This is a genomic window from Plantactinospora mayteni, assembly GCF_016862935.1.
GTDB lineage: Bacteria > Actinomycetota > Actinomycetes > Mycobacteriales > Micromonosporaceae > Plantactinospora > Plantactinospora mayteni.
Genome location: NZ_BONX01000026.1, coordinates 242,596 through 262,038 on the forward strand (window position 1 = coordinate 242,596; position 19,443 = coordinate 262,038).

A 19,443-nucleotide genomic window follows, 5' to 3' on the forward strand; every position below is an offset into this window, starting at 1 on the left:
AGCCGAGCCGGTCGTAGAAGGCCCGGGCCGGGCGGTTGGCGGTGATCATGCCGACGTGCAGCCGGGCCGGTACGGGCGGATCTCCATGCTGGGCAACATATCGACTGGTACCGCTCTCAGACCTCCCGCTGGTGATCGCCGCGTCGATAACGCCCGGGGGCGATGCCGTAGCGGCGCTTGAACGCGGCGCCGAAGGCGAACTCCGAGGCGTAACCGACCTGCCCGGCGATGGTGGTCAGCGGCGCGTCGGATTCCCGGAGCAGCCGGGCGGCGGTGGTCATCCGCCACCAGCTCAGGTACGCCAGCGGCGGCTGGCCGAGCAGTGCGGTGAACCGGCGGGCGAACGGTGCCCGGGACAGCCCGGCCTCGGCGGCCAGGCTCGCGACCGTCCACGGTCGGGCCGGTTCGCGGTGGATGGCCCGCAGCGCCGCGCTGGTCACCGGGTCGCGCAGCGCGGCTGCCCAGCCGGTGCCGGTGCCGCTGCCGTGGCCGCCGCCGCCGCTGCCGGTGCCGGTGCCGTGGCCGCTGCCGCTGCCGTGGCCGCTGCCGGTCGCCGACGGTCGGTCGAACCAGGCGCGCAGGATGTAGAGCAGCAGCGTGTCGAGCAGCGCCGGCACGAGGGCGTCGGTGCCGAGTCGGGGCGAGGCGAGTTCGGCGGCGAGCAGGTCGACGGTGGCCCGCAGGTCGGGGTACCGCCCGAGGTGCGCGGGCAGGTGGATCAGCTCGGGCAGGTCGTCCAGGAGCGGATGGGTCCGGGCCGGGTCGAGTTCGTACGCCCCGCAGAGCGTCACCGTCAGCCCGGCCTCCCCGTCCAGTGTGTCGCCGCCAGCCGGACCGATGGTGTCGACGGCGGCTCGGGCGAGGAGTCGCGGGTCGGTCGGGTCGCAGGCCGGCGCGGTGGGTCGGGTCGACGGGCTGTCGGCCAGGACGTGTCCGCGCCCGTGCGGCCGGAACAGCACGTCTCCGGCGGCCAGTGGCACAGGCACGGTCTCCGGCCGGATCAGCCAGCAAGGGCCGCCGAGGATCACCTGGAAGCCGGCGGCTCCGGGTACCGGTCCGAACTCCTGGGCCCACGGGGCGTGCCAGGCCAGCCGCGCCGACCTCGGCCGGCCGGTCCGGATCACCGCGACCACGTCACTGAGCACGTCCATCCCGGCAACGGTATCCGGATCGAGACGATCGAATATGAACCGGGGATCGGCAAGCATGGGCCGTCTCGGTCTCCCACCATAGGTTTCTGTTCATGAGAGCCGCACGAATCCACGGGTACGGCGACGCCTCCGTGATCCGCTACGAAGAGGTCCCCCGGCCGGTCCCCGGCGACGGTCAGGTGCTGATCGAGGTGGCCGCCACCGCGTTCAACCCGTCCGACATCGGTCTGCGGATGGGACTGCTGCGCTCGCTCTTCGCGCTGGAGCTGCCGTACACCCTGGGTTGGGACGTGGCCGGCACGGTCGTCGAGGTCGGCGGTGGGGTGCGGAGCCGGACCGTCGGGGACCGGGTGGTGGGTCGGGTCGACACCGGCGGCGCCGCCGCGGACTACGTGGTCGCGGCGGCCGGCACGGTGGTGCCGGCGCCCGGCACGGTGCCGCTGGCGCACGCCGCCGCCCTGCCGGTCGCCGGGTTGACGGCCTGGCAGGCGGTGTACGAGCACGCCCGGCTCACCCCCGGGCAGCGGGTGTTCGTCAACGGCGCGGGCGGCGGCATCGGCGGCTTCGCCGTGCAGCTAGCCAAGCACGCCGGGGCGTACGTGATCGCGACCGCGAGCCCGCGCAGCGCCGACCCGCTGCGCCGACTCGGCGTCGACCGGATCGTCGACTACACCGCGACCCCGCTGGCCGAGGCGCTGGACGAGCCGGTCGACGCGCTGCTCAACCTGGTCCCGGTCGACGCGCGTCAGGGGGCCGCCCTGCTGCGGCTGGTCCGGCCGGGCGGGATCCTGGTCTCCGCGACGGCCCCGGTCGAGGCGCCGGCCGGTTCACCGGTCCGGTCGACGCGGTTCGTGGTCCGCAACGATCCCGCTCAGCTCACCGAGCTGGTCGAGCTGGTGGACGCCGGCATCGTCGCGCTGGACGTCGCCGACTCCCGGCCGCTGGCCGAGCTGGCCTCGGTGCACCGGGACGCCGAGGCGGGGCGAACCCGGGGCAAGACCCTGCTGATCCCCGCAAGCGCCGCATGATAAGCGACAGAGTGACGCTTGGATGTGGACAGTTTTCCGCAATAGCATGACGCCCCCCGCGGGCGTCCGGGACACCCTGGGCGCCCGCACCGGGCCGGCGTGCCGCGTACCGTGGGATCGTTTCCTCGCCGGCCCGTGACCCGGGCCCTGACCTCGCGGAAGGCGGACCGATGCAGATCCCCGCCCGGTTCAACGGGCCGCCCGGCTCCGGCAACGGCGGCTACTCCGCCGGCCTCTTCGCGCACGGCGAGAGCGGCGAGGTCACGCTCCGGATGCCGCCGCCGCTGGACACCCCGCTGACGCTGCGCGACTGCCAGGTCCGCACCGCCGACGGCACCGTCGTGGCCGAGGTCGCGGCGGAGGCCGAGGTCGACACCGTGGTCCCACCGATCGGGTACGCGGACGCGGTCCGGGCCGCCAAGGAGTACGCCGGGTTCGCCGACCACCCGTTCCCGACCTGCTATGTCTGCGGCCCCGAGCGCACCGACGGGTTGGGCATCTTCCCCGGGCGGCTCGCCGACGGCAGCACCGCCGCCCCGTGGACCGTCCCGGACGACGTCTCGGCCCCGACCGTCTGGGCCGTGTTGGACTGCCCCGGCGGCTGGTCGGTGATCGGCGCCGGCCGCCCGTACGTGCTGGGCCGGATCGCCGTACTCCTGCACCGGCTGCCCACCCCCGGCGACGAGTGCGTCGTACGCGGCGCCCTCGCCTCCGCCGAAGGCCGCAAGGCCCTGGTGCACACCACCCTGTACGCCCCGGACGGCACCGAACTGGCCCGCGCCCGCGCCACCTGGATCGCCCTGCCCGCCTGACATCTCCCGTCAAGCATGGCCAGCACTTCGCTCACCTGGACAACAGAAGCGCTAACCGCCGCCGGTAACGCATCTGTTGTCCAGGTCGACGGTGGCCAGCCCTGGCGGCGGACCGGCGTACGCTACGCCGGTGTCTGAGGTGTCGGGGGACTTCGAGATCCACATTACGGTTCATGGGCAGCACGCCGGGGAGTTGGCGGCGTTCGCGGCGGAACACGGGGTGAAGTACCTGCACATCGTGCTCGACCGTGGGGTCTTCGCCTCGCAGCCGATGCTCACCCTGACCGGCCGGGGCACCCTGACCGAGCAGCACGCCGTGGTGCAGCGCTGGCAACGCGAGCTGCGCGGGGTGGGCGTACACCCGTGCCGATCCAAGATCGAGGCGGCGCCGTGGTGTGTCGGGGTACCGCGGTCCGACGCGGACGCGGCGGTCGAGCCGGCGGGGCGGTACTTCGAGCACCACGTCAAGCTGCTGCTGCCCGCCGCGACGGTCGCGCACCTGTTGGCCGTCACCGACGTGGTCGCGCCGCACGACGCCCGGTTGTCCCGCAACGCCCGTCGGGAGCGGGCCGACGGCGCGCAGGAGAGGTTCGTGACCCAGCGCTGCCACGGCGTCGGGCTCGACACCGCCAAGCAGCGACTCGACGCGCTCGTCGCGGCCCTCCGGTCGGCCGGCGTCGAGATCGTGACGGTCGAGCAGGAGTACGTCGTCTTCGACGACCGGCTGTCGCACGACCAGGGTTGGCTGGCCGACGCTCCCGCCTGGAACGCCGGCGACCGGGCGACCGAGCGCGAGAACAGGATGCGATCCGCACCGGTCGGCTCCCTGGAGTACCCGCCGACCTACCGGCCGCTGCCCGCCGACCCGACGGTCCGGCAGCGGGCGGCGTTCGACCCGGCGCTGAAGCAGTACCAGCACGCCTACCGCGCCGGTGAGCCGACCTTCCTGGTGGCGGCCACCGGCGAGCGGTGGATCAGCGCCCGGCACACCGCGCTGAACCGCATCCTGGCGGCGGTCGCCGCGACCCGCTGGGGAGCCGAGCACCTGGTGCTGCGCGGCAGTGTCACGATGGCGGCCTGGGTCGGCAGCGCGGCCCGGGAGCCGGGCGACCTCGACTTCGTCGTCACCCCGCACACGATCAAGAGCGGCACCCCCGACGCCCGGGTACTGCTCGACGACCTCAAGGCCGCTGTCCGGAGCATCCCGGACGACGCCGGCCTGCGGGCGGACCAGATCACCGAGTCGGCGATCTGGACGTACGAGCGGGCCGACGGGCGGCGGCTGGCGATCCCGTTCCGCACCCCGGATGCGCCGGACGGCCACGTGCAGCTCGACATCGTGTTCGGTGAACGGCTCCCGCTCGCACCGGAGGTGCTGGTGCTGCCGCACGTCGAGGAGCCGGTGCTCGCCGCCCCCGCCGCGCTGTCCCTGGCCTGGAAGCTGCTGTGGCTGGCCACCGACGCGTACCCGCAGGGCAAGGACCTGTACGACGCCACGCTCCTCGCCGAGCACACCACCGTCGACCGGGCCCTCGTCCGTACCCTCCTGCGGGCCGAACTCGGTGCCGAGGCCGACGCCTTCACCGCCGAGACGGTGCTCGGCTGGGACGTCGACTGGACCAACTTCGTCGACGAGTACCCCGGCATCGCCGGCACCGCGCGGCAGTGGGCGCAGCGGCTCGCGCTGGCACTCGACCGGGCCTGGGCCTGACCTCGCGCCCCGCCACTCCAGGTGGCGGGTGCGGTGCCGCAGTGGCCCGGCGTCGCCGATAGCCGAAAGAGCCGGCCGGCCGGGCTGTCGGTTCCCGTCGGGCGCGGACGCGGAGGTGGAAGCGGTCATCCGCGCTCCACGCCCGCCGGCCCGGTCCCGGGCAACGGCGGGCTACCGGGCCTCGTCCGACGACTCGGCCCGACACGTCGACGGTCGACCTGCCCGTCGCCGCTGTCTCCCCACACCGACGACGTACGGCAGGCTACCGGCTGTTTCTCCCCTCCTCGCTAACGCTGACCCGCTGTCACGGCCGGACCGTGACCGGGCAGCGTCACCCGCCGTACTCCTCCGCGACCGTCGTGATCAGCTTCCGGGACAGCTCCTCGGTGAGGCTGATCTCCTCGAAGTCACGCCAGACGGCGGCGTGGCTGTCCACCTCGTGCGGCTTCTCCAGATAGAGCGCGCCGGTCAGACCGCCGCTGTAGACGATCGGCGGCTCGGTGCGGCGCCCGAGTCCGTCCTTCGGAAACTCCAGGATCGCGAAGCCGCCGTTGGCGCGCTCGGCTCGGTAGAGCCCGGCCGAGAAGGGCAGCACCCGGATCGAGATCTTCGGTTGCTGGCTGGCGGACACCAGGTGCCGCAGTTGCTCGCCCATCATCTGCCCGCTGCCGGCGACCCTGCGCAACACCGCCTCGTCGAGTACGACGTCGAGCTGCGGAGCCGGTCCCCGCCGCCCGTCGAGGATCTCCTGTCGAGCCAGCTCGACCTCGACCGTCCGCTCGCGTTCAGCCGGGTCGAGTTCCGGGCTGACGATCCGGAGCACCTCGGTGGCGTACGCCGGTGTTTGCAGCAGACCCGGGACGAACTGCGGCTCGTACATCCGGAGATGGCTGGCCGCCGCCTCCAGCCCGGCGTACGGCTTGAACCATCCGGGGATGGCGTCGCCGTACGAGTGCCACCAGCCACGTGCCCTGGTCTCCTTCGCCAGCCCGGTCAGGGCCTCGGTCATTTGCGGTGACGCACCGTATATCCGGCACATCGCCTCGACGTCCAGCGAGCGCATGCTGGTCGCCCCACTCTCGATCCGCCAGATCTTCGGCATCGACCACTCCAACGCCTTGGACACCACCTTGATGGTGAGCCGGGCCTCCTCGCGGAGCTGGCGTAGGTGCCGTCCCAGCTCTCTGCGCGGAACGGTGGAGTCCACCCCTACCTGCACTACAGTCCCCCTCTCCGGTATTACCTTTCGAGCGAACCTTTCATTCGATATGTAATGTCCACTGAGTACTCTCCGTGATGAAGGTAATTACAGATCGTTAGAGGGAAATCGTTCAGTCAAGACGTAATATTGCATTGTTTCGCGCTCTAGTAAAGCATCGATTGCATGGCAGCCGAACCTCTGACGACCCAAGCGCGGGGAACGGAAATGTGGGACCACGACCCGGCCGCTCCGCTGTGGACCTGCACCGGATGCGGCGACGACTGGCCCTGCGCGGTCCGAAGACGACAGCTACGGACGGAGTTCGCCGGCAGCATCGTCTCACTCAGGTACTACCTGGCCCATCATCTCGTCAACGCCGCCGAGGATCTGCGGCACGTACCGGCCGGTTGGTTGCACAATCGTTTCATCGCCTGGACCGACCGGGCCGCGGATCCACCGCCGTACACGTCGACCGACATCCTGGTCAACAGCTATCTGCTGGCCGACTCGCACAGCCCCGATCGGTTCGGGAGATGCCCCGTCTGCGGCGATGCCGCCAACTGCTGGGTACGACTCGACCCGAACGGGCCAGGCTTTCTGATCCCGGTCCCCTGATGCACGAGCCACCCCGCCCCGGAATGGTGGTGCAGGTCGGGGCGGCTGCGAGCGTACAGTTCGGCGGTCGGCGGGCACTGCCGTTCCGGGTGACCAGGGTGGCCGAAAGGCCCACCTATCACGGCTGGTGCTGGCTCACCGGCTACACCCTCGATGAAAACGGCGAGGCCGTCGCGCGACGCGAGATCTACGTCCAGTTCGCCGGCCTACGCCCCGTCCGTCGTCAACCGCAGAAGCCAAAACTGCTGCTCGCCCCCTGCGCCATAGGCCGGAAACCGGCCGGCTACCCGCCCGGGTGTCGACGGGTTCGCCGATCGGCGCACGATGAGTCGGATTGACGTAGTCCGGTGCACGGCTCCTCCTCGCCGACACTGTCGAGGCCGGGCGGGACAACGGCCGGCATCGGATGCGGAAATGTCAGCAGGAGAGTAGTTTCTACTCGCCTTCCACGCGTCTACTACTCGCCTTCCAGGCACCCACTACGCATCTTCTACGCCGTTTTCTGGTGGTCGGACTGCCGGCAATCGCCGCTTCCGCATCACGGCGGCGGCCGGACCCGCGCGAGCGGTACCGGCAGCCGAGGCGGCGGCGCCCAGGCAGGATCCCGGTCGGCAACCATGGGAGGGGGCGACCGGGCTCAGGGACGGGCGCCGCCGCCCGGCTGGCCTTCCGGACGACCGCGACACATGGGAGGCTGTCGATGTTCCTTGCGGGTGGGTACGGGTCACGCCGCCGTCGGGCTGCGGCGGCACCTCCACATGCCCAACTCCGACCCGAAGGGAATCCGATGAGACTCATCTCCGTACGCCGCTGGTCCACCGCCGTCGCCGCGCTGGCCTTGGCCGCCACCGCCGAGCTGGCCGCCCCCGCCACGCCCGCCCGGGCCGCGGTCGCCTGCCAGGTCGACTTCACCGCCACCACCTGGACCGGCGGCTACCTCGGCGACGCGCGGATCCGCAACCTCGGTGACGTCCCCTGGACCAGCCTCCTGGTGGAGTTCACCCTGCCCCCCAACCATCAGCTCGCGTCGAGTGGGAACTACAGCGTGCAGATCCTCGGGCAGAACGTGCGGGCGCAGAGCATCCCCGGAATGACCCCGGTGCCGCCCGGCGGGACGACGTCGTTCGGCTTCGTCGCCCGCTACACCGGGATCTACCAGCCACCGTTCAACTGGCGGGTCAACGGGGCGACCTGCTCGGTGCCGGGTCAGCCGCCGGCCGTGATCGCCGACCCGGCGGCGCGGACGGTGGCCGAGGGCAGCAGCGCCTCGTTCACGGTACGGCTGAGCCAACCGCCGACCCAGTCGGTCTCCGTCCGGATGACGATCGACGGTACCGGCGTCTGGGCCATGCCGCCGATGCTGATCACGTTCACCCCGACCGACTGGAGCACCCCGAAGTCGTACTCCGTCTACAGCTCGCCGGACGACGACGCGGTCGACGACGTCGCGGTCTTCACGCTCTCGGTGCCGGGCTACCTCTCCGACACCATCACCCTCACCCAACTCGACGACGACTGAGGACCCGGTACGTCGCGGTGGCGCGGGCCGCCACTCGGGTCACGCGCCACCGCATCGCCCCGCACCGCACCCGCATCGCCCCGCACCGCACCGTCGTCGTCACGTCGTCGTCACGTCAGGTGTGGCGGATCGTCCATCGGGGTACACCGATGCCAACGCTGCGTAGACGCCATCGACGAGGCTCCACGCATGGATCAGGAGGTGTGCTGTGGTCAGGATTCCATCACTGATGCGCCATTCGGAGCCGGCGCCGGAGCGAGACGAGAACCGCGACGGGCGCGACCGTCGCGACGAGCGCGCCGACAGCCGAGGCGGGCGCGTCGACGGACGCGACGGGCGTGGCGGGGGCGACCGGGGCGACGGCGGGCGGTCGAGCGGTGCCGGCACGGTGGCCGACGCCGGGCGGGGGCGTACCGGATCGTCCGGCCGGACCGAGGAGCGCAGCGGTGCCGCCCGGAGCGGTGACTCGGCGAGGCACGGCGACTCGGCGAAGCATCGGGCCGGGACCACGGTCGCCGAGCCCGGCACCACGCCGCGGACGGCTCCGCCGGTCGCCCCGACTCCGCCGGTGGGGACGAGGGCCGAGACCCGGCGCGACGCCGACCGTACGGCCGAACCGGAGCGCGGTCTCGGCGAGCGTACGCCGGAGGCCGAGCCGGTCGTGGTGGACCGCGGTCCGCGTCCCCGGGCCAGCATGCTCGCCACGCTGAGCCTGGTACTCGGGGTGGCCGCCGCCGCGTTCGTGCTGGCCGGCGCCCTCGCCGGGTACGGCATCGTGCTCGGCACCCTCGCCCTGCTGCTCGGCGTCGGCGGGGTCTCCGCGACCGCCCGCCGACACGTGGCCGGCAGGACCGACGCGCTGATCGGGATCGTCCTCGGGGTCGGCGCCGTCGTCGTCGCCGTGCTGGCGATGACCGGCCAGTTCGACTGGCCCACCACCGACGGCGACACCGTCGTCCGGCTCCGCGAGTGGCTCGACTCACAGTTTGTCGACCGGTTCTGATCGGGTAACGACCTGCCCGGAGCGGTGGTGCACCGCTCCGGCCCCGCCGGCCGGTGGTGGCGGCGACCACGCCGCCCCCGAAGTGCGTCCGGGCGCCAGCGACGCCGCCCCCGAAGTGCGTCCGGGGGGCAAGATCGTTCTCTTTCGCTGGAGTAGCGCCTACCCCCGACCCGCGGTGCCACTCCTTCCCTGAAATCGCGTGATCTTCCCCCGGAGGGGCGCGGGAGAGAGGGTGCGCAACGGATTGTTGTTGTGTCCCTGCTCAGACGCAACGATCAGCCGGGACAAGCAAGCCTCGGCGGTGGTTCCCGTCGGTCGGTCCCGCATAGCGTTGGGGTTCGGCGCCAGCCTGTGAGCCGTACGGAGGCCGGGCGCGCCCGACCCCCAGGAGCAGGACCATGACGTTGGACGCCATCGCCACCAGCGGGCGTACCCCGGTGGGCCCGGCACAGACCCGGCACTACCTGATGTGCCGGCCGACGTACTTCGCCGTCGAGTACGCGATCAACCCCTGGATGGACCCGGCCACCCCGGTCGACACCGCCCTCGCGCTGCGGCAGTGGGAGACGCTGCGGCGGACGTACCTGGACCTCGGGCACAGGGTCGAGGAGATCGAGCCGCTGCCCGGGCTGCCCGACATGGTCTTCGCGGCGAACGGCGCGACCGTGCTCCACGGCCGGGTGCTGGCGGTGCAGTTCCGCGACCCGGAGCGCGCCGACGAGGCCCCGGCGTACGCCGGCTGGCTGGACCGGGCCGGCTTCGAGGTGCACGAGGCGAAGCACGTCAACGAGGGCGAGGGCGACATCCTGCCGGTCGGCGGGCTGCTGCTCGCCGGCACCGGGTTCCGGACCTCGCATGCCGCGCACGCCCACCTCCAGGAGGTCTTCGGGCGGCCGGTGATCACCCTGCAACTCGTCGACCCGCGCTTCTACCACCTGGACACCGCGCTCTGCGTGCTCGACGAGCAGACCGTGGCGTACCTGCCGGAGGCGTTCTCGCCGGGCAGTCGGGCCGTACTGCGTCGGCTCTTCCCCGACGCGGTGCTCGCGACCATGGCCGACGCCGAGGTGCTGGGGCTGAACGCGGTCAGCGACGGCCGGCACGTCGTACTCCCGGCTCAGGCGACCGGACTGTCGGCGGCGCTGCGGGATCGCGGGTACGACACAATTGGTATTGATTTGTCCGAGCTGCGCAAAGCCGGCGGCGGACCGAAGTGCTGCACCCTGGTGCTGCGGGAACGAGAGGCGACGAAGTGAACCTTTTCCAACCTGAACTGCGCGGCGCCGCCGGCCCCGACGGACCGCAGGGGGAGGTCGAGAAAGGTTCATTGATCGTGGACGACGTGCTGCGCCCCCAGGAGGCGACCGACGCGCCGGGCGGCGACGAGATGTCGCGCACGCCCGAGGCGGTACGCGAGGCGGAGCGCTGGACCGCGCACAACTACCACCCGCTGCCGGTGGTGATCTCCTCGGCCGAGGGCGCCTGGGTGACCGACGTCGACGGCCGGCGCTACCTCGACTGCCTGGCCGGCTACTCGGCGCTGAACTTCGGGCACCGGCACCCGACGCTGGTCGCCGCCGCGCACGCCCAACTCGACCGGCTCACCCTGACCAGCCGGGCGTTCGTGCACGACCAGTTCGCCGACTTCTGCCGGGAACTGGCGCAGCTCTGCGGCAAGGACCTGGTACTGCCGATGAACACCGGCGCCGAGGCGGTGGAGACCGCGATCAAGGTGTCCCGGAAGTGGGGCTACCGGGTCAAGGGGGTACCGGACGGGCAGGCCACGATCGTGGTCGCGGACGGCAACTTCCACGGGCGTACCACCACGATCGTCAGCTTCTCCACCGACCGGGAGGCCCGGGACGACTTTGGGCCGTACACCCCGGGGTTCCGGATCGTCCCGTACGGCGACCTGGCGGCGCTGGCCGAGGCGGTCGACGAGACCACCGTGGCCGTACTGCTGGAGCCGATCCAGGGCGAGCAGGGTGTGGTGGTGCCGCCACCGGGCTACCTGCCCGGGGTACGCCGGCTCTGCACCGAACGGAACGTGCTCTTCGTGGCCGACGAGATCCAGTCCGGGCTGGGTCGCACCGGCGAGACGTTCGCCTGCGACCACGAGGGCGTCAAGCCGGACATGTACGTCCTCGGCAAGGCGCTCGGCGGCGGCATCGTGCCGGTCTCGGCGGTCGCGGCCGACGCGGAGGTGCTCGGCGTACTACGGCCGGGCGAGCACGGCTCGACGTTCGGCGGCAACCCGCTGGCCTGCGCGGTCGCCACCGAGGTGGTCCGACTGCTGGCCACCGGCGAGTTCCAGCGCCGCTCGGCGGAGCTGGGCGCGCGGCTGCACGCCGGGCTGCGCGGGCTGGTCGGCGAGGGTCTGGTCGCGGTGCGCGGCCGAGGGCTCTGGGCCGGCGTCGACATCGACCCGGCGCTGATGACCGGGCGGCAGGCGTGCGAGCGGCTGGCCGCGCGAGGCGTACTGGCCAAGGACACTCACGGCTCGACGATCCGGCTCGCGCCGCCGCTGGTGGTCGAGGCGCACGAGCTGGACCACGTACTGGAGCAGCTCGCCGCCGTACTGCGCTGAACCCGCCGCGGTAACTGCGCTCGACCGGGCCGGGCCGGCCTCTCCCGGCGGGGACGGGCCGGCCCGCTCGCTCGGGTCAGCCCCGGTCGGGCAGCCGGATCGCCATGGTCGGCGCCTCGGCCATCACCGAACTCGGGTTCGTCATGCCGCCGGAGTTCCAGGTGCTCGACCGCCCCACCTGTACGCCCGGATACAGCTCCACGATGTCGCCGCCGCGCATCACCCGGGACTGCTGCCGGGCCAGCGCCACCCGCTCGGCCTCGTCCATCGACCCACCCGGCCGTACGCCGGAGCCGTTGGTGCTGACGTCCTGCGCGACCAGGTCGCCGCCGCGCAGCTCGAACCGGACGTGACTGCGGCTGATCCAGCGCCGCGCCTCGTCGTTGAGCCACTGGCCGAGCCGGACTCCGCCGGAGTCGTCCGGTGCCCGGCCGACCACCACCGGGCGGTCGGCGGTCACCACGAACCGGCGCCGCACCATGCCGCCGATCCGGATCGACAGCACCTCCTCGGTCGGCCTCGGCCCGGCGTCGCTGAGCCGCTGGTCGTGCCGGGGACAGGTCGGCATCCCGGTGCGTAGCGTCGGTGGCGGCTGGCCGCTCGGCTTACGGTCGATCTCGGCGAGGTCGGCGAAGGCGCCACCCCCGCCGCCACCGCCGAAGAGTACGCAGCCGGGCTCCTTGCACCGCCAGGTGCGGGCGAGCAGCTTCCGGCCGGTCGGCGACGGCCCGGTGGCCGCCACGTTGCCCTTCACCCGCTGCGCCAGCACCGGGCCGCCGGCCCCGGGCAGCGGGGCGAGCAGCCGGCCCGGAACGCTGGTCACCCACGGGAAGCGCCCGGACATGCCGTCGAAGCGGCCCCGGCTCAGCACCGGCAGGCCGAGCAGGTCGGCCACCTCCAGCACCCGGTCGGCGGGGTTGACGAGTACCTCGACCAGGCCGTTGTCGGCCCAGCGCCGGAGCACCATCCGCTCGTTGGAGGTGAGGTCGGCGTCGCTGAGCAGTGCGCGGTGCACCACCGCGTACACCGGGACGTTGTCCTCCTCCAGGTGCCGCCCGAGCGCGTCGATGACCATGCCCAGTCGCATGGTGCTGGCCGGCCGGCCGCCGTCGAGGTCCTGGTAGCGGACCACCTCGGCCAGGTCCAGCACCGCGCGTACCAGCGACGGGTCGGTGCTGACCCGGTCCTCGATCGCGTCGAGGACCTTGCTTATCTCGAATCTCACGCCGCTCCCCGGACTATCTCGTCGATGCGCCGCGCCAGCTCGACGTCACGTCGGGTCACCCCACCCACCGAGTGGGTCGCGCAGCGGAAGGTCACCGTGCGCCACCGGATGTCGATGTCGGGATGGTGGTCGAGTTCGTCGGCGACCACCGCCACCCGGTCGACCACACCGATCGCGTCGCGGAACGCGGGCAGCTCGACGGTACGGGCGATGCCGGCCGGATCGCCGGTCCAGCCCTCCAGCCCGGCCAGCTCGGTCCGCACCGCCTCCGCGTCCAGCACCTCTGCCATGGCCAGACCTTACCGCCGAGATTCCCTCCCGTGGTGTCCAACCCGATTCGGCGCCGCGGTGACCAGCACCGCTGGTCGACCGGCACGACGCACTCCGCATCGACGCCCTTACGATGAGCGTCCGGCCGGTCGGGCGATGGCGCCGCCCCGGCCGTGGCCGCGTCGCCCCATTTCGTGGTCCGGTCGGATCCTGCCGGTAGGGTCCGCGTGATTCGTCAACGGAAAGGAAACGATGCAGGTGCGTACTCTGCGGTCGACGGCGCCCTCGCCGAGGGCGCCGTGGTGGAGGCGGCAGCCGGTGCTCATCCTCGCCGCCCTGTTGGGCCTCTCGGTCGCGGGCTGCGACATCGGTGGCGGATCCTCCGACCGGGCGGCGCCGCGCGGAGTGGAAACATCCACGCCGGCACAGCTCGGCCCGGCGGAGAAGCTGGCGGACGCGGCCGCGAAGACGAACAAGGGAGTCATCACCGTCGTCATGCGGGCCCCCGGGCTGATTACCAACACCCGGATGGACCCGGCCGGCAGGAAGGCCACGATGAGCATCGTGCTGGCGGTCACGGAGGACAACATCCTCCGGGCCGAGGTGATCCAGATCGACACCGACCTGTACCTGCGGATGCCTGACCTGCCCGGCGCGTCGAAGAAATGGATGCGCAGCGACGTCGCGGACCTTCCGGCGGGCAGCCCATTCCGGGTGCTGCGCGAAAGCGACCATACCGGCGCCGCCGACCTCGCCAACTGCGTCGTCAGCGCCGAACGGAAGGGCGGACACGACTTTCTCGGCATGCTGGATCTCACCCGGTCCCGCATCGTCAGCCGGAGTGTGCTCGACGAACTCGGTCCGATGGCCGGCGCCGTTCCGTTCAGCGCTCGCACGAGTCCCCGTGGTGACCTGTTCGAAATCGCCATCGACGTGCCGAGCGTGCTGCCGACACACGGCAAGATCACGTACAGCTACAGCCGATTGGACGGGGTGGACGCCGAGCGTCCGGCCGACTCCGAGGTCACCGAACTGCCGGGATCGCTGGTCGACCGCTTCGAGGTGTGACAACGCCCCGGTGCCGGTCGCGACGATCACGACCGGGCACCGGGGCGCCGCTGTCTCCGCCAGGTCAGTGCGCTGCCTCGACCGGCTCCTTGTCGCCCCGCAGCGGGGCGCCCACCGAGTGCAGATGCCGCAACGCCTGCCGGTACGAGTCGAAGAGCCCGGTCTCCTCGTACGGGATGCCCTGCTCGGCGCAGTACGCCGCGACGATCGGCTGGGCCCGGCGCAGGTTCACCCGGGGCATGCTCGGGAACAGGTGGTGCTCGATCTGGTAGTTGAGACCGCCCAGCGCGAAGTCGACGACTACCCCGCCCCGGACGTTGCGCGAGGTCAGCACCTGCTTGCGCAGGAAGTCGAGGTCGTCTTCGGCGGTCATCACCGGCATGCCCTTGTGGTTGGGCGCGAACGAGCACCCCATGTAGAGCCCCCACAGCCCCTGGTGGACGGCGAGGAAGACCAGCGCCTTCCCCGGTGAGAGCACCGTGAAGAGCGCACCCAGATAGCCGACCGCGTGCACGGCCAGCAGCAGCGCCTCGGAGCGGCGGTGCCGGATCGGCGTACCGTCGGTCAGCGCCCGGACGCTCGAGACGTGCAGCGCCAACCCCTCCAGCAGCAGCATCGGGAAGAACAGGTACGCCTGCCGCTGTGCCAGCCACCGGCTGAAGCCCCGGGTGGCCTGGGCCTGCTCGTCGGTCCAGACCAGCGCGCCCGCCCCGACGTCCGGATCGTCGTCCTCGTGGTTCGGGTTGGCGTGGTGCCGGTTGTGCTTGTCGATCCACCAGCCGTAGCTGAGCCCGACCGCCAGGTTGCCGGCCAGCAACCCGGCCACCTCGGCGGCCCGCCGGTGCCGGAACATCTGCCGGTGCCCGGCGTCGTGGCCGAGGAACGCGACCTGGGTGGTGGCACCGGCCAGGAACACCGCCACCAGGATCTGCCACCACGAGTCGCCGACGACGGCGAAGGCGACCCAGCCGGCGACGAAGAGCCCGACGGTGAGCGCGATCCGGGCCACGTACCAGCCGGTGCGGCGTTCCATCAGGCCGGCCGCACTGATCCGCCGAGATAACCGTGAGTAATCACTTCCTCGACGCGTCTCCGGTTCGGGCGCGGCAGCGAGGACCGCCATTTGGTAGCTCCCAACGTCGCTTTCTCGCCACGCCGGTCGGCGGAGCGCTGATTTCAAGTCTCCGGAGGATACTTGCGGGCAGTAACCCCGAAAACCCCCGTATCCGGGGTAGTGGTAGCACCACCGTCTGGTGCGGCCCGTGCGGTCGGGGCGGCCGTCAGCTCATCCGGTTGACCGCCGAGCGGATCCGGCGCAGGTCGCGGCGCCGCCGCTCGTACGTCATCGCCAGGCCGATCAGTGCGAACCCGCCGACGGCCAGGAAGATCCACCGGGGCAGCCGGTCCCACACGTCGACCACCTCCCGCAGCGCCAGTACGGCGAGGACGGCGCCGCCGAGCAGTACCGGGGCCTGGCGCCGCCACCGGGCACCGGCCAGTACCGCCAGCAGTGCACCGGTGCCGAGCAGCAGCCGCCGCCACGGCTGGTCTCCGGCGACCACCACCGAGACCAGGCTCGGCAGCAGCGCGGCACCGAGCCCCGGGCCGTACGCCACCCAACTGCTCAGCGCCGGCCAGGCCCGCAGCGCCAGCCAGCCGACCAGCAGCCCGAGCACCGCCGCCGGCAGGGTGTACGCCTCGACCAGCGCCACCCGGGCCGAGACGAGCAGCAGCCAGGCGGCGACCAGCTCGGCGCCTCCGGCCGCTGCCGCCCGGGCCCAGCGCGGCGCCACCGGCTCGGCCGGACGCAGGGCACGCAGTCCCAGTGCCACGCCCCAGAGGGTGCAGACCGCCGCCGCGTACTGGATCTCGCCGGCCGTCAGCAGCAGCGCGATCCCGGCGGTCGCGTGGCTGGCCACCTCGACGGCGCCCGCCTCGGCCCGCCGGGCCGGCACCGCCGCACCCACCCCGACCCCGGGCGCCCTCCCCCCGACCGACCCGACCCCGACCGACCCGGCCCCGACCAGCCCGGTCCCGGATGCCCCCTCCCCGCGCGCCTCGATCCCGCGCGCCGCCTCGATCCCGAGCGCCTCGGTCGCGAGTGCCTCGGTCGCGAGTGTCCCGGTTGCGAGTGTCCCGGTTGCGAGTGCCCCGGTTGCGAGTGCCCCGGTTGCGATTGCCGCCTCGTCGAGCGGCTCAGCCTCGACGGGTGCGGGACGGGCAGTTCGCCAGCCGGCCAGGACCGTGCTGCCGGCCAGGGCCAGCGCGGCGACGCCCAGTACCACCAGTGCGGTGATCCGCAGCGGCAGGTCGGCGGCGACCGTGGCGGTGCCGGCCAGTGCCGCCGTGCCGGCGACGCCGGTCAGCCACCCCGCCACCCGGGCCGCCGGAGTGCGGCCGAGCGCACCGGCGGTCAGCCCGGCCGCGCCGACCAGCGCCAACCCGGCGAGCGTGCCGGACCTGGTCGGCAGCAGCCCGGCCAGGCCCGCCGCCCCGAACGCGACCCCCACCGGTACCAGCCAGACCCGGCGGCCGGCGCCGCGCCGGAGCGCCACGGCGAGCGGGCCGGCCACCCCGGCGAGCAGGCTCAGCGCGGGCACGGTCGGCCAGGGCGCCCCGGCGGCGACCAGCCCGACCAGCGCCGTGCCGACCGCGAGCGGTGCCGCCACCAGCGCGGCGGCGTGCACCGTCCGCCGCCGGGCCCAGCCGGCGACCGCCGCCGACACGGTGAGCAGCAGCAGGGTCAGCGTGTCGGCGGCGTCCAGCCGCCAGTCGGCCGGGTCGACGCCGATCCCGGGCGGATACAACCCGACCCCGGCCGGCGGGCCCGACCAGATCCGGCCCAGCCAGTCGTACGGGGCGACGAGCACGGTCAGCACCGCCGGTACCGCCACCACGGCGGCCCGGACGAGCAGGATCGCCCCGGAGACCAGTGCCGGTACGGCGACCGGGGCCGGTACGGCGACGATCTGCCGCTCGGCGGTGTCGGTCGGGTGCGGCGGTCGGCCCCGGCCCGACAGCCACACGCCGAGGCTGAGCAGCAGCGCCCCGGCGGCGTACGGGCCGGCGGGTTCGCCGACGCCGGGCAGGCCGGGTGCCAGACCGACGGCCAGCGCGACGGTCGCCAGCGCCGCGTTGGCGTACGGCCGGTAGTGCGGCACCGCCCGACGCACCGGTACCATCCCGGCGGCGAGCAGTACCGCGCTGGCCAGCACCGCCCGCGCCTGCCACCACGGCGGCACCCCGGCGGCGAAGAGTCCGAGTAGGACGGTCGCCGGAGCGGCGAGTACCGCCACCGAGAGCCCGGCGCCGCCCACCACCCGCCGGAACGCCGGTACCGGCGATGTGCCAGAACTCTCCGACTCCGACTCCGGTCCCGGCTGCGGCTGCGGCTCTGGACCGGGGACGGTGGCGGGACGGAGTGCGGTCAGTGCGACCGCCACGCCGAGCAGTACGAGGGTGCCGAACACGGCGGCGGCACCGGCCGGTCGGGCCAGTCCGACCAGTACCGCCTGCCCGGCCAGCGGCACGGCGGCGACGGCCATCGGCAGCGCCGAGCGCCGGGGCCGGTTCGGCCCGGCAGCGGCCAGGGCGAGCGCGCCCGCCAGCACCAAATCCAGGGCGGCGACGAGCCACCAGGGCAGGGCCAGCGCGGCCGGCACCGCCAGCAGCGTGAGCACCGTACCGGCCAGCAGGACCAGCGACCGGTCCCGCCGCCGGCCGAGCAGGACCAGCGCCACGGTGACCAGCAGCAGCGCCACCGGAAGCTGCCAGTCGAACGGCCCGGACCGCGCGGTCAGGTCCGCCCGCCAGGCGGGCTGCGAGCGCAGTACCACGGCCACCGCGACCACCAGCGCCATCGAGCCGGTCAGCACCGCCAGGGCGCCGGCCACGACCAGCCCGCCGGCCCGGGGACCGACCCGGAGTCCGGCCGGCAGCAGCCGGGCGGTGGCCGTGATCGCGGCGGCGAGCAGCACGACGATCCCGGCGGCCGAGCCGAGCAGCGGCCACGATGTCTCGGCGGCGGCCCGGACCAGCGCCACCGCGAGGACCACGACGAAGACGACCGCCGCGCCGGCCCCGGCGGCGGTGCTGCGCAACCGGACGGCTCCGGCGATCGGCAGCAGGGCGGCCACCAGCAGCGGACCACCGGCGAGTACGGCCAGCGGACCGTCGGTGGTGACCACCGCCAGCGTGCCGCAGAGCGCCGAGGCGAGCCCGGCCACCCCGTACCCGACCCAGGCGACGGACCGGCGGACACCGCCCACCGGGTCCGCCGGTCCGTCGCCACCCCGCCCCCGGGTCATGGTGAGGTTGACCGCCGCCAGTCCGGCCAGCGCCAACGTCCAGCCGGCGGCGCCAAACCCCGCGTCGTAGGCGAGCAGCGGCACCACCGGCTGGGCCAGCAGCAGGCCGGCGAACGCGGGCGCGGCGAGTCGGGTCAGTCGGTGGTAACCCCCCGCCACCACCGCGCCGACCCCGAGCACCAGTGCCGCGTACCGGACCGCCGGCCAGCCGGCCACGCCGAACAGGTCCACGGTCCATCCGGCGTACCCGTCGAGCACCACCAGGAGCAGGCCGATCGCCGCGAACGTCTCGGCGGTGGCGGTCAGCCCGCGCCGCTGGGCGAGCAGTGGCGCGGCCAGGGCCAGCCCGGTCAGCGTGCCGAGGATCAACGCCCGGCCGCCGACCCCGACGGTGGCCCAGGCCACCACCGTGAAGACGATCGCCGCCGTGCCGACCAGCAGCCCGCCGAGGATGAAGAGCACGTTCTGCACGGTCCGGGTGGAGGTCTCCGGGCGTACCGGTGCGGGAGCCGGCGGTGCCTGCGGCCCGGACGCGGCGATCACGGCCGGTCCGCCGGAACCGGCGGGCGGTGTGCCGGGAGCGGCGGGCGCCGGCACCCGGGCGGACGCGGCGGCGACCCGGACCTGCTCGGCCAGCGCGTCGCGGCGCCGCCGGAGCTGCCACAGTGCGGCGTCGAGACCGAGGTACGCCTGCCGGGCCCGCTCCACCCGCCCGCCGAGCGCGGCGATCTCCACGCCGAGCCGGATCACCTCGGCGGCGGTCGGATCCGGAGCCCGGCCACAGCCCGGACATCCGGTCGCCAGGTCGGCACCGGCCCCGCAGACCGGGCACGGATACGCGTTCGCGGAAGCGGTCACGTCGCCATGCTCGGCCACCGCCGAGCCGGTTCACAGAGTGCGCGTACCTATCCCGGTGCGGGTATCCCGACGGTGCGGGTATCCCGAC

16 protein-coding genes and 1 pseudogene are annotated in these 19,443 nt (G+C 73.2%); 10 read left to right on the forward strand and 7 right to left on the reverse strand.

Annotation, left to right across the window (positions count from 1 at the left end; all coding sequences use genetic code 11):
• Window positions 1-116: 116 nt before the first annotated feature.
• On the reverse strand, window positions 117-440 hold the full coding sequence (locus Pma05_RS44345; RefSeq protein WP_425567747.1) for a helix-turn-helix transcriptional regulator: 324 nt from the start codon (window positions 438-440) through the stop codon (window positions 117-119).
• Window positions 441-565: 125 nt separating this feature from the next.
• Window positions 566-1,151: pseudogene (locus tag Pma05_RS44350) on the reverse strand (cupin domain-containing protein); the annotation flags it as partial.
• A gap of 92 nt (window positions 1,152-1,243) precedes the next feature.
• On the opposite strand from Pma05_RS44350, the gene Pma05_RS20265 reads away from it, so the two are divergent.
• The 3 genes from Pma05_RS20265 to Pma05_RS20275 all read left to right on the forward strand — a co-directional run bounded on the left by Pma05_RS20265 (window position 1,244) and on the right by Pma05_RS20275 (window position 4,702).
• On the forward strand, window positions 1,244-2,179 hold the full coding sequence (locus tag Pma05_RS20265; protein WP_203858997.1) for an NADP-dependent oxidoreductase: 936 nt from the start codon (window positions 1,244-1,246) through the stop codon (window positions 2,177-2,179).
• A 170-nt stretch (window positions 2,180-2,349) separates the two neighbouring features.
• Window positions 2,350-2,991 (forward strand): PaaI family thioesterase, encoded by a 642-nt coding sequence (locus Pma05_RS20270; protein ID WP_203858998.1) that lies wholly within the window; start codon window positions 2,350-2,352, stop codon window positions 2,989-2,991.
• A 130-nt stretch (window positions 2,992-3,121) separates the two neighbouring features.
• On the forward strand, window positions 3,122-4,702 hold the full coding sequence (locus Pma05_RS20275; protein ID WP_203858999.1) for a nucleotidyl transferase AbiEii/AbiGii toxin family protein: 1,581 nt from the start codon (window positions 3,122-3,124) through the stop codon (window positions 4,700-4,702).
• Between the two features lie 331 nt (window positions 4,703-5,033).
• On the opposite strand, the gene Pma05_RS20280 is transcribed toward Pma05_RS20275, so the two are convergent.
• Complete coding sequence (locus Pma05_RS20280; RefSeq protein ID WP_203859000.1) at window positions 5,034-5,921, reverse strand: helix-turn-helix domain-containing protein; 888 nt, start codon at window positions 5,919-5,921, stop codon at window positions 5,034-5,036.
• Between the two features lie 165 nt (window positions 5,922-6,086).
• Here Pma05_RS20280 and Pma05_RS44030 point away from each other — a divergent pair, with 165 nt between their 5' ends.
• From Pma05_RS44030 to rocD, 6 genes are all read left to right on the forward strand, one after another.
• Window positions 6,087-6,518 (forward strand): hypothetical protein, encoded by a 432-nt coding sequence (locus tag Pma05_RS44030; protein ID WP_372441514.1) that lies wholly within the window; start codon window positions 6,087-6,089, stop codon window positions 6,516-6,518.
• Between the two features lie 23 nt (window positions 6,519-6,541).
• Entirely contained in the window at window positions 6,542-6,856 is a 315-nt protein-coding gene (locus tag Pma05_RS42630; RefSeq protein WP_372441515.1) for a hypothetical protein, read from the forward strand.
• Between the two features lie 449 nt (window positions 6,857-7,305).
• Window positions 7,306-8,037 (forward strand): cellulose binding domain-containing protein, encoded by a 732-nt coding sequence (locus Pma05_RS20295; protein ID WP_203859001.1) that lies wholly within the window; start codon window positions 7,306-7,308, stop codon window positions 8,035-8,037.
• A 229-nt stretch (window positions 8,038-8,266) separates the two neighbouring features.
• Window positions 8,267-9,040, forward strand: a complete 774-nt coding sequence (locus Pma05_RS20300) for a thrombospondin (protein ID WP_203859002.1) — start codon at window positions 8,267-8,269, stop codon at window positions 9,038-9,040.
• A gap of 398 nt (window positions 9,041-9,438) precedes the next feature.
• Window positions 9,439-10,296, forward strand: coding sequence for a dimethylargininase (ddaH, locus tag Pma05_RS20305; protein WP_203859003.1), 858 nt, complete (start codon window positions 9,439-9,441; stop codon window positions 10,294-10,296).
• 131 nt (window positions 10,297-10,427) lie between these two features.
• A complete protein-coding gene (gene rocD / locus Pma05_RS20310; protein WP_203859060.1) occupies window positions 10,428-11,627 on the forward strand; it encodes an ornithine--oxo-acid transaminase in 1,200 nt (399 codons plus the stop codon).
• Between the two features lie 76 nt (window positions 11,628-11,703).
• Here the strand turns inward: rocD and Pma05_RS20315 are convergent, their stop codons facing one another.
• On the reverse strand, window positions 11,704-12,852 hold the full coding sequence (locus Pma05_RS20315) for an FHA domain-containing protein (protein WP_203859004.1): 1,149 nt from the start codon (window positions 12,850-12,852) through the stop codon (window positions 11,704-11,706).
• Window positions 12,849-13,142: a 4a-hydroxytetrahydrobiopterin dehydratase gene (locus Pma05_RS20320; RefSeq protein ID WP_203859005.1), complete on the reverse strand. Its 294-nt coding sequence runs from the start codon at window positions 13,140-13,142 to the stop codon at window positions 12,849-12,851. Before Pma05_RS20320 ends, Pma05_RS20315 begins: the two co-directional genes overlap by 4 nt.
• 238 nt (window positions 13,143-13,380) lie before the next feature.
• Between Pma05_RS20320 and Pma05_RS20325 the strand changes: the two genes are divergently transcribed.
• Window positions 13,381-14,190, forward strand: coding sequence for a hypothetical protein (locus tag Pma05_RS20325; RefSeq protein ID WP_203859006.1), 810 nt, complete (start codon window positions 13,381-13,383; stop codon window positions 14,188-14,190).
• Window positions 14,191-14,254: 64 nt separating this feature from the next.
• On the opposite strand, the gene Pma05_RS20330 is transcribed toward Pma05_RS20325, so the two are convergent.
• A complete protein-coding gene (locus tag Pma05_RS20330) occupies window positions 14,255-15,313 on the reverse strand; it encodes a fatty acid desaturase family protein (protein WP_203859007.1) in 1,059 nt (352 codons plus the stop codon).
• A 157-nt stretch (window positions 15,314-15,470) separates the two neighbouring features.
• Window positions 15,471-19,355: an SCO7613 C-terminal domain-containing membrane protein gene (locus Pma05_RS20335; protein ID WP_203859008.1), complete on the reverse strand. Its 3,885-nt coding sequence runs from the start codon at window positions 19,353-19,355 to the stop codon at window positions 15,471-15,473.
• Between the last annotated feature and the right edge of the window lie 88 nt (window positions 19,356-19,443).

Bases quoted from the DNA above. Each gene is read 5' to 3' on its own strand.
- Pma05_RS20265 (WP_203858997.1), top strand. From the start codon at position 1,244: ATGAGAGCCGCACGAATCCACGGGTACGGCGACGCCTCCGTGATCCGC.
- Pma05_RS20270 (WP_203858998.1), top strand. From the start codon at position 2,350: ATGCAGATCCCCGCCCGGTTCAACGGGCCGCCCGGCTCCGGCAACGGC.
- Pma05_RS44030 (WP_372441514.1), top strand. From the start codon at position 6,087: ATGGCAGCCGAACCTCTGACGACCCAAGCGCGGGGAACGGAAATGTGG.
- Pma05_RS42630 (WP_372441515.1), top strand. From the start codon at position 6,542: ATGGTGGTGCAGGTCGGGGCGGCTGCGAGCGTACAGTTCGGCGGTCGG.
- Pma05_RS20295 (WP_203859001.1), top strand. From the start codon at position 7,306: ATGAGACTCATCTCCGTACGCCGCTGGTCCACCGCCGTCGCCGCGCTG.
- Pma05_RS20300 (WP_203859002.1), top strand. From the start codon at position 8,267: ATGCGCCATTCGGAGCCGGCGCCGGAGCGAGACGAGAACCGCGACGGG.
- ddaH (WP_203859003.1), top strand. From the start codon at position 9,439: ATGACGTTGGACGCCATCGCCACCAGCGGGCGTACCCCGGTGGGCCCG.
- rocD (WP_203859060.1), top strand. From the start codon at position 10,428: ATGTCGCGCACGCCCGAGGCGGTACGCGAGGCGGAGCGCTGGACCGCG.
- Pma05_RS20320 (WP_203859005.1), bottom strand. From the start codon at position 13,142: ATGGCAGAGGTGCTGGACGCGGAGGCGGTGCGGACCGAGCTGGCCGGG.
- Pma05_RS20330 (WP_203859007.1), bottom strand. From the start codon at position 15,313: ATGGCGGTCCTCGCTGCCGCGCCCGAACCGGAGACGCGTCGAGGAAGT.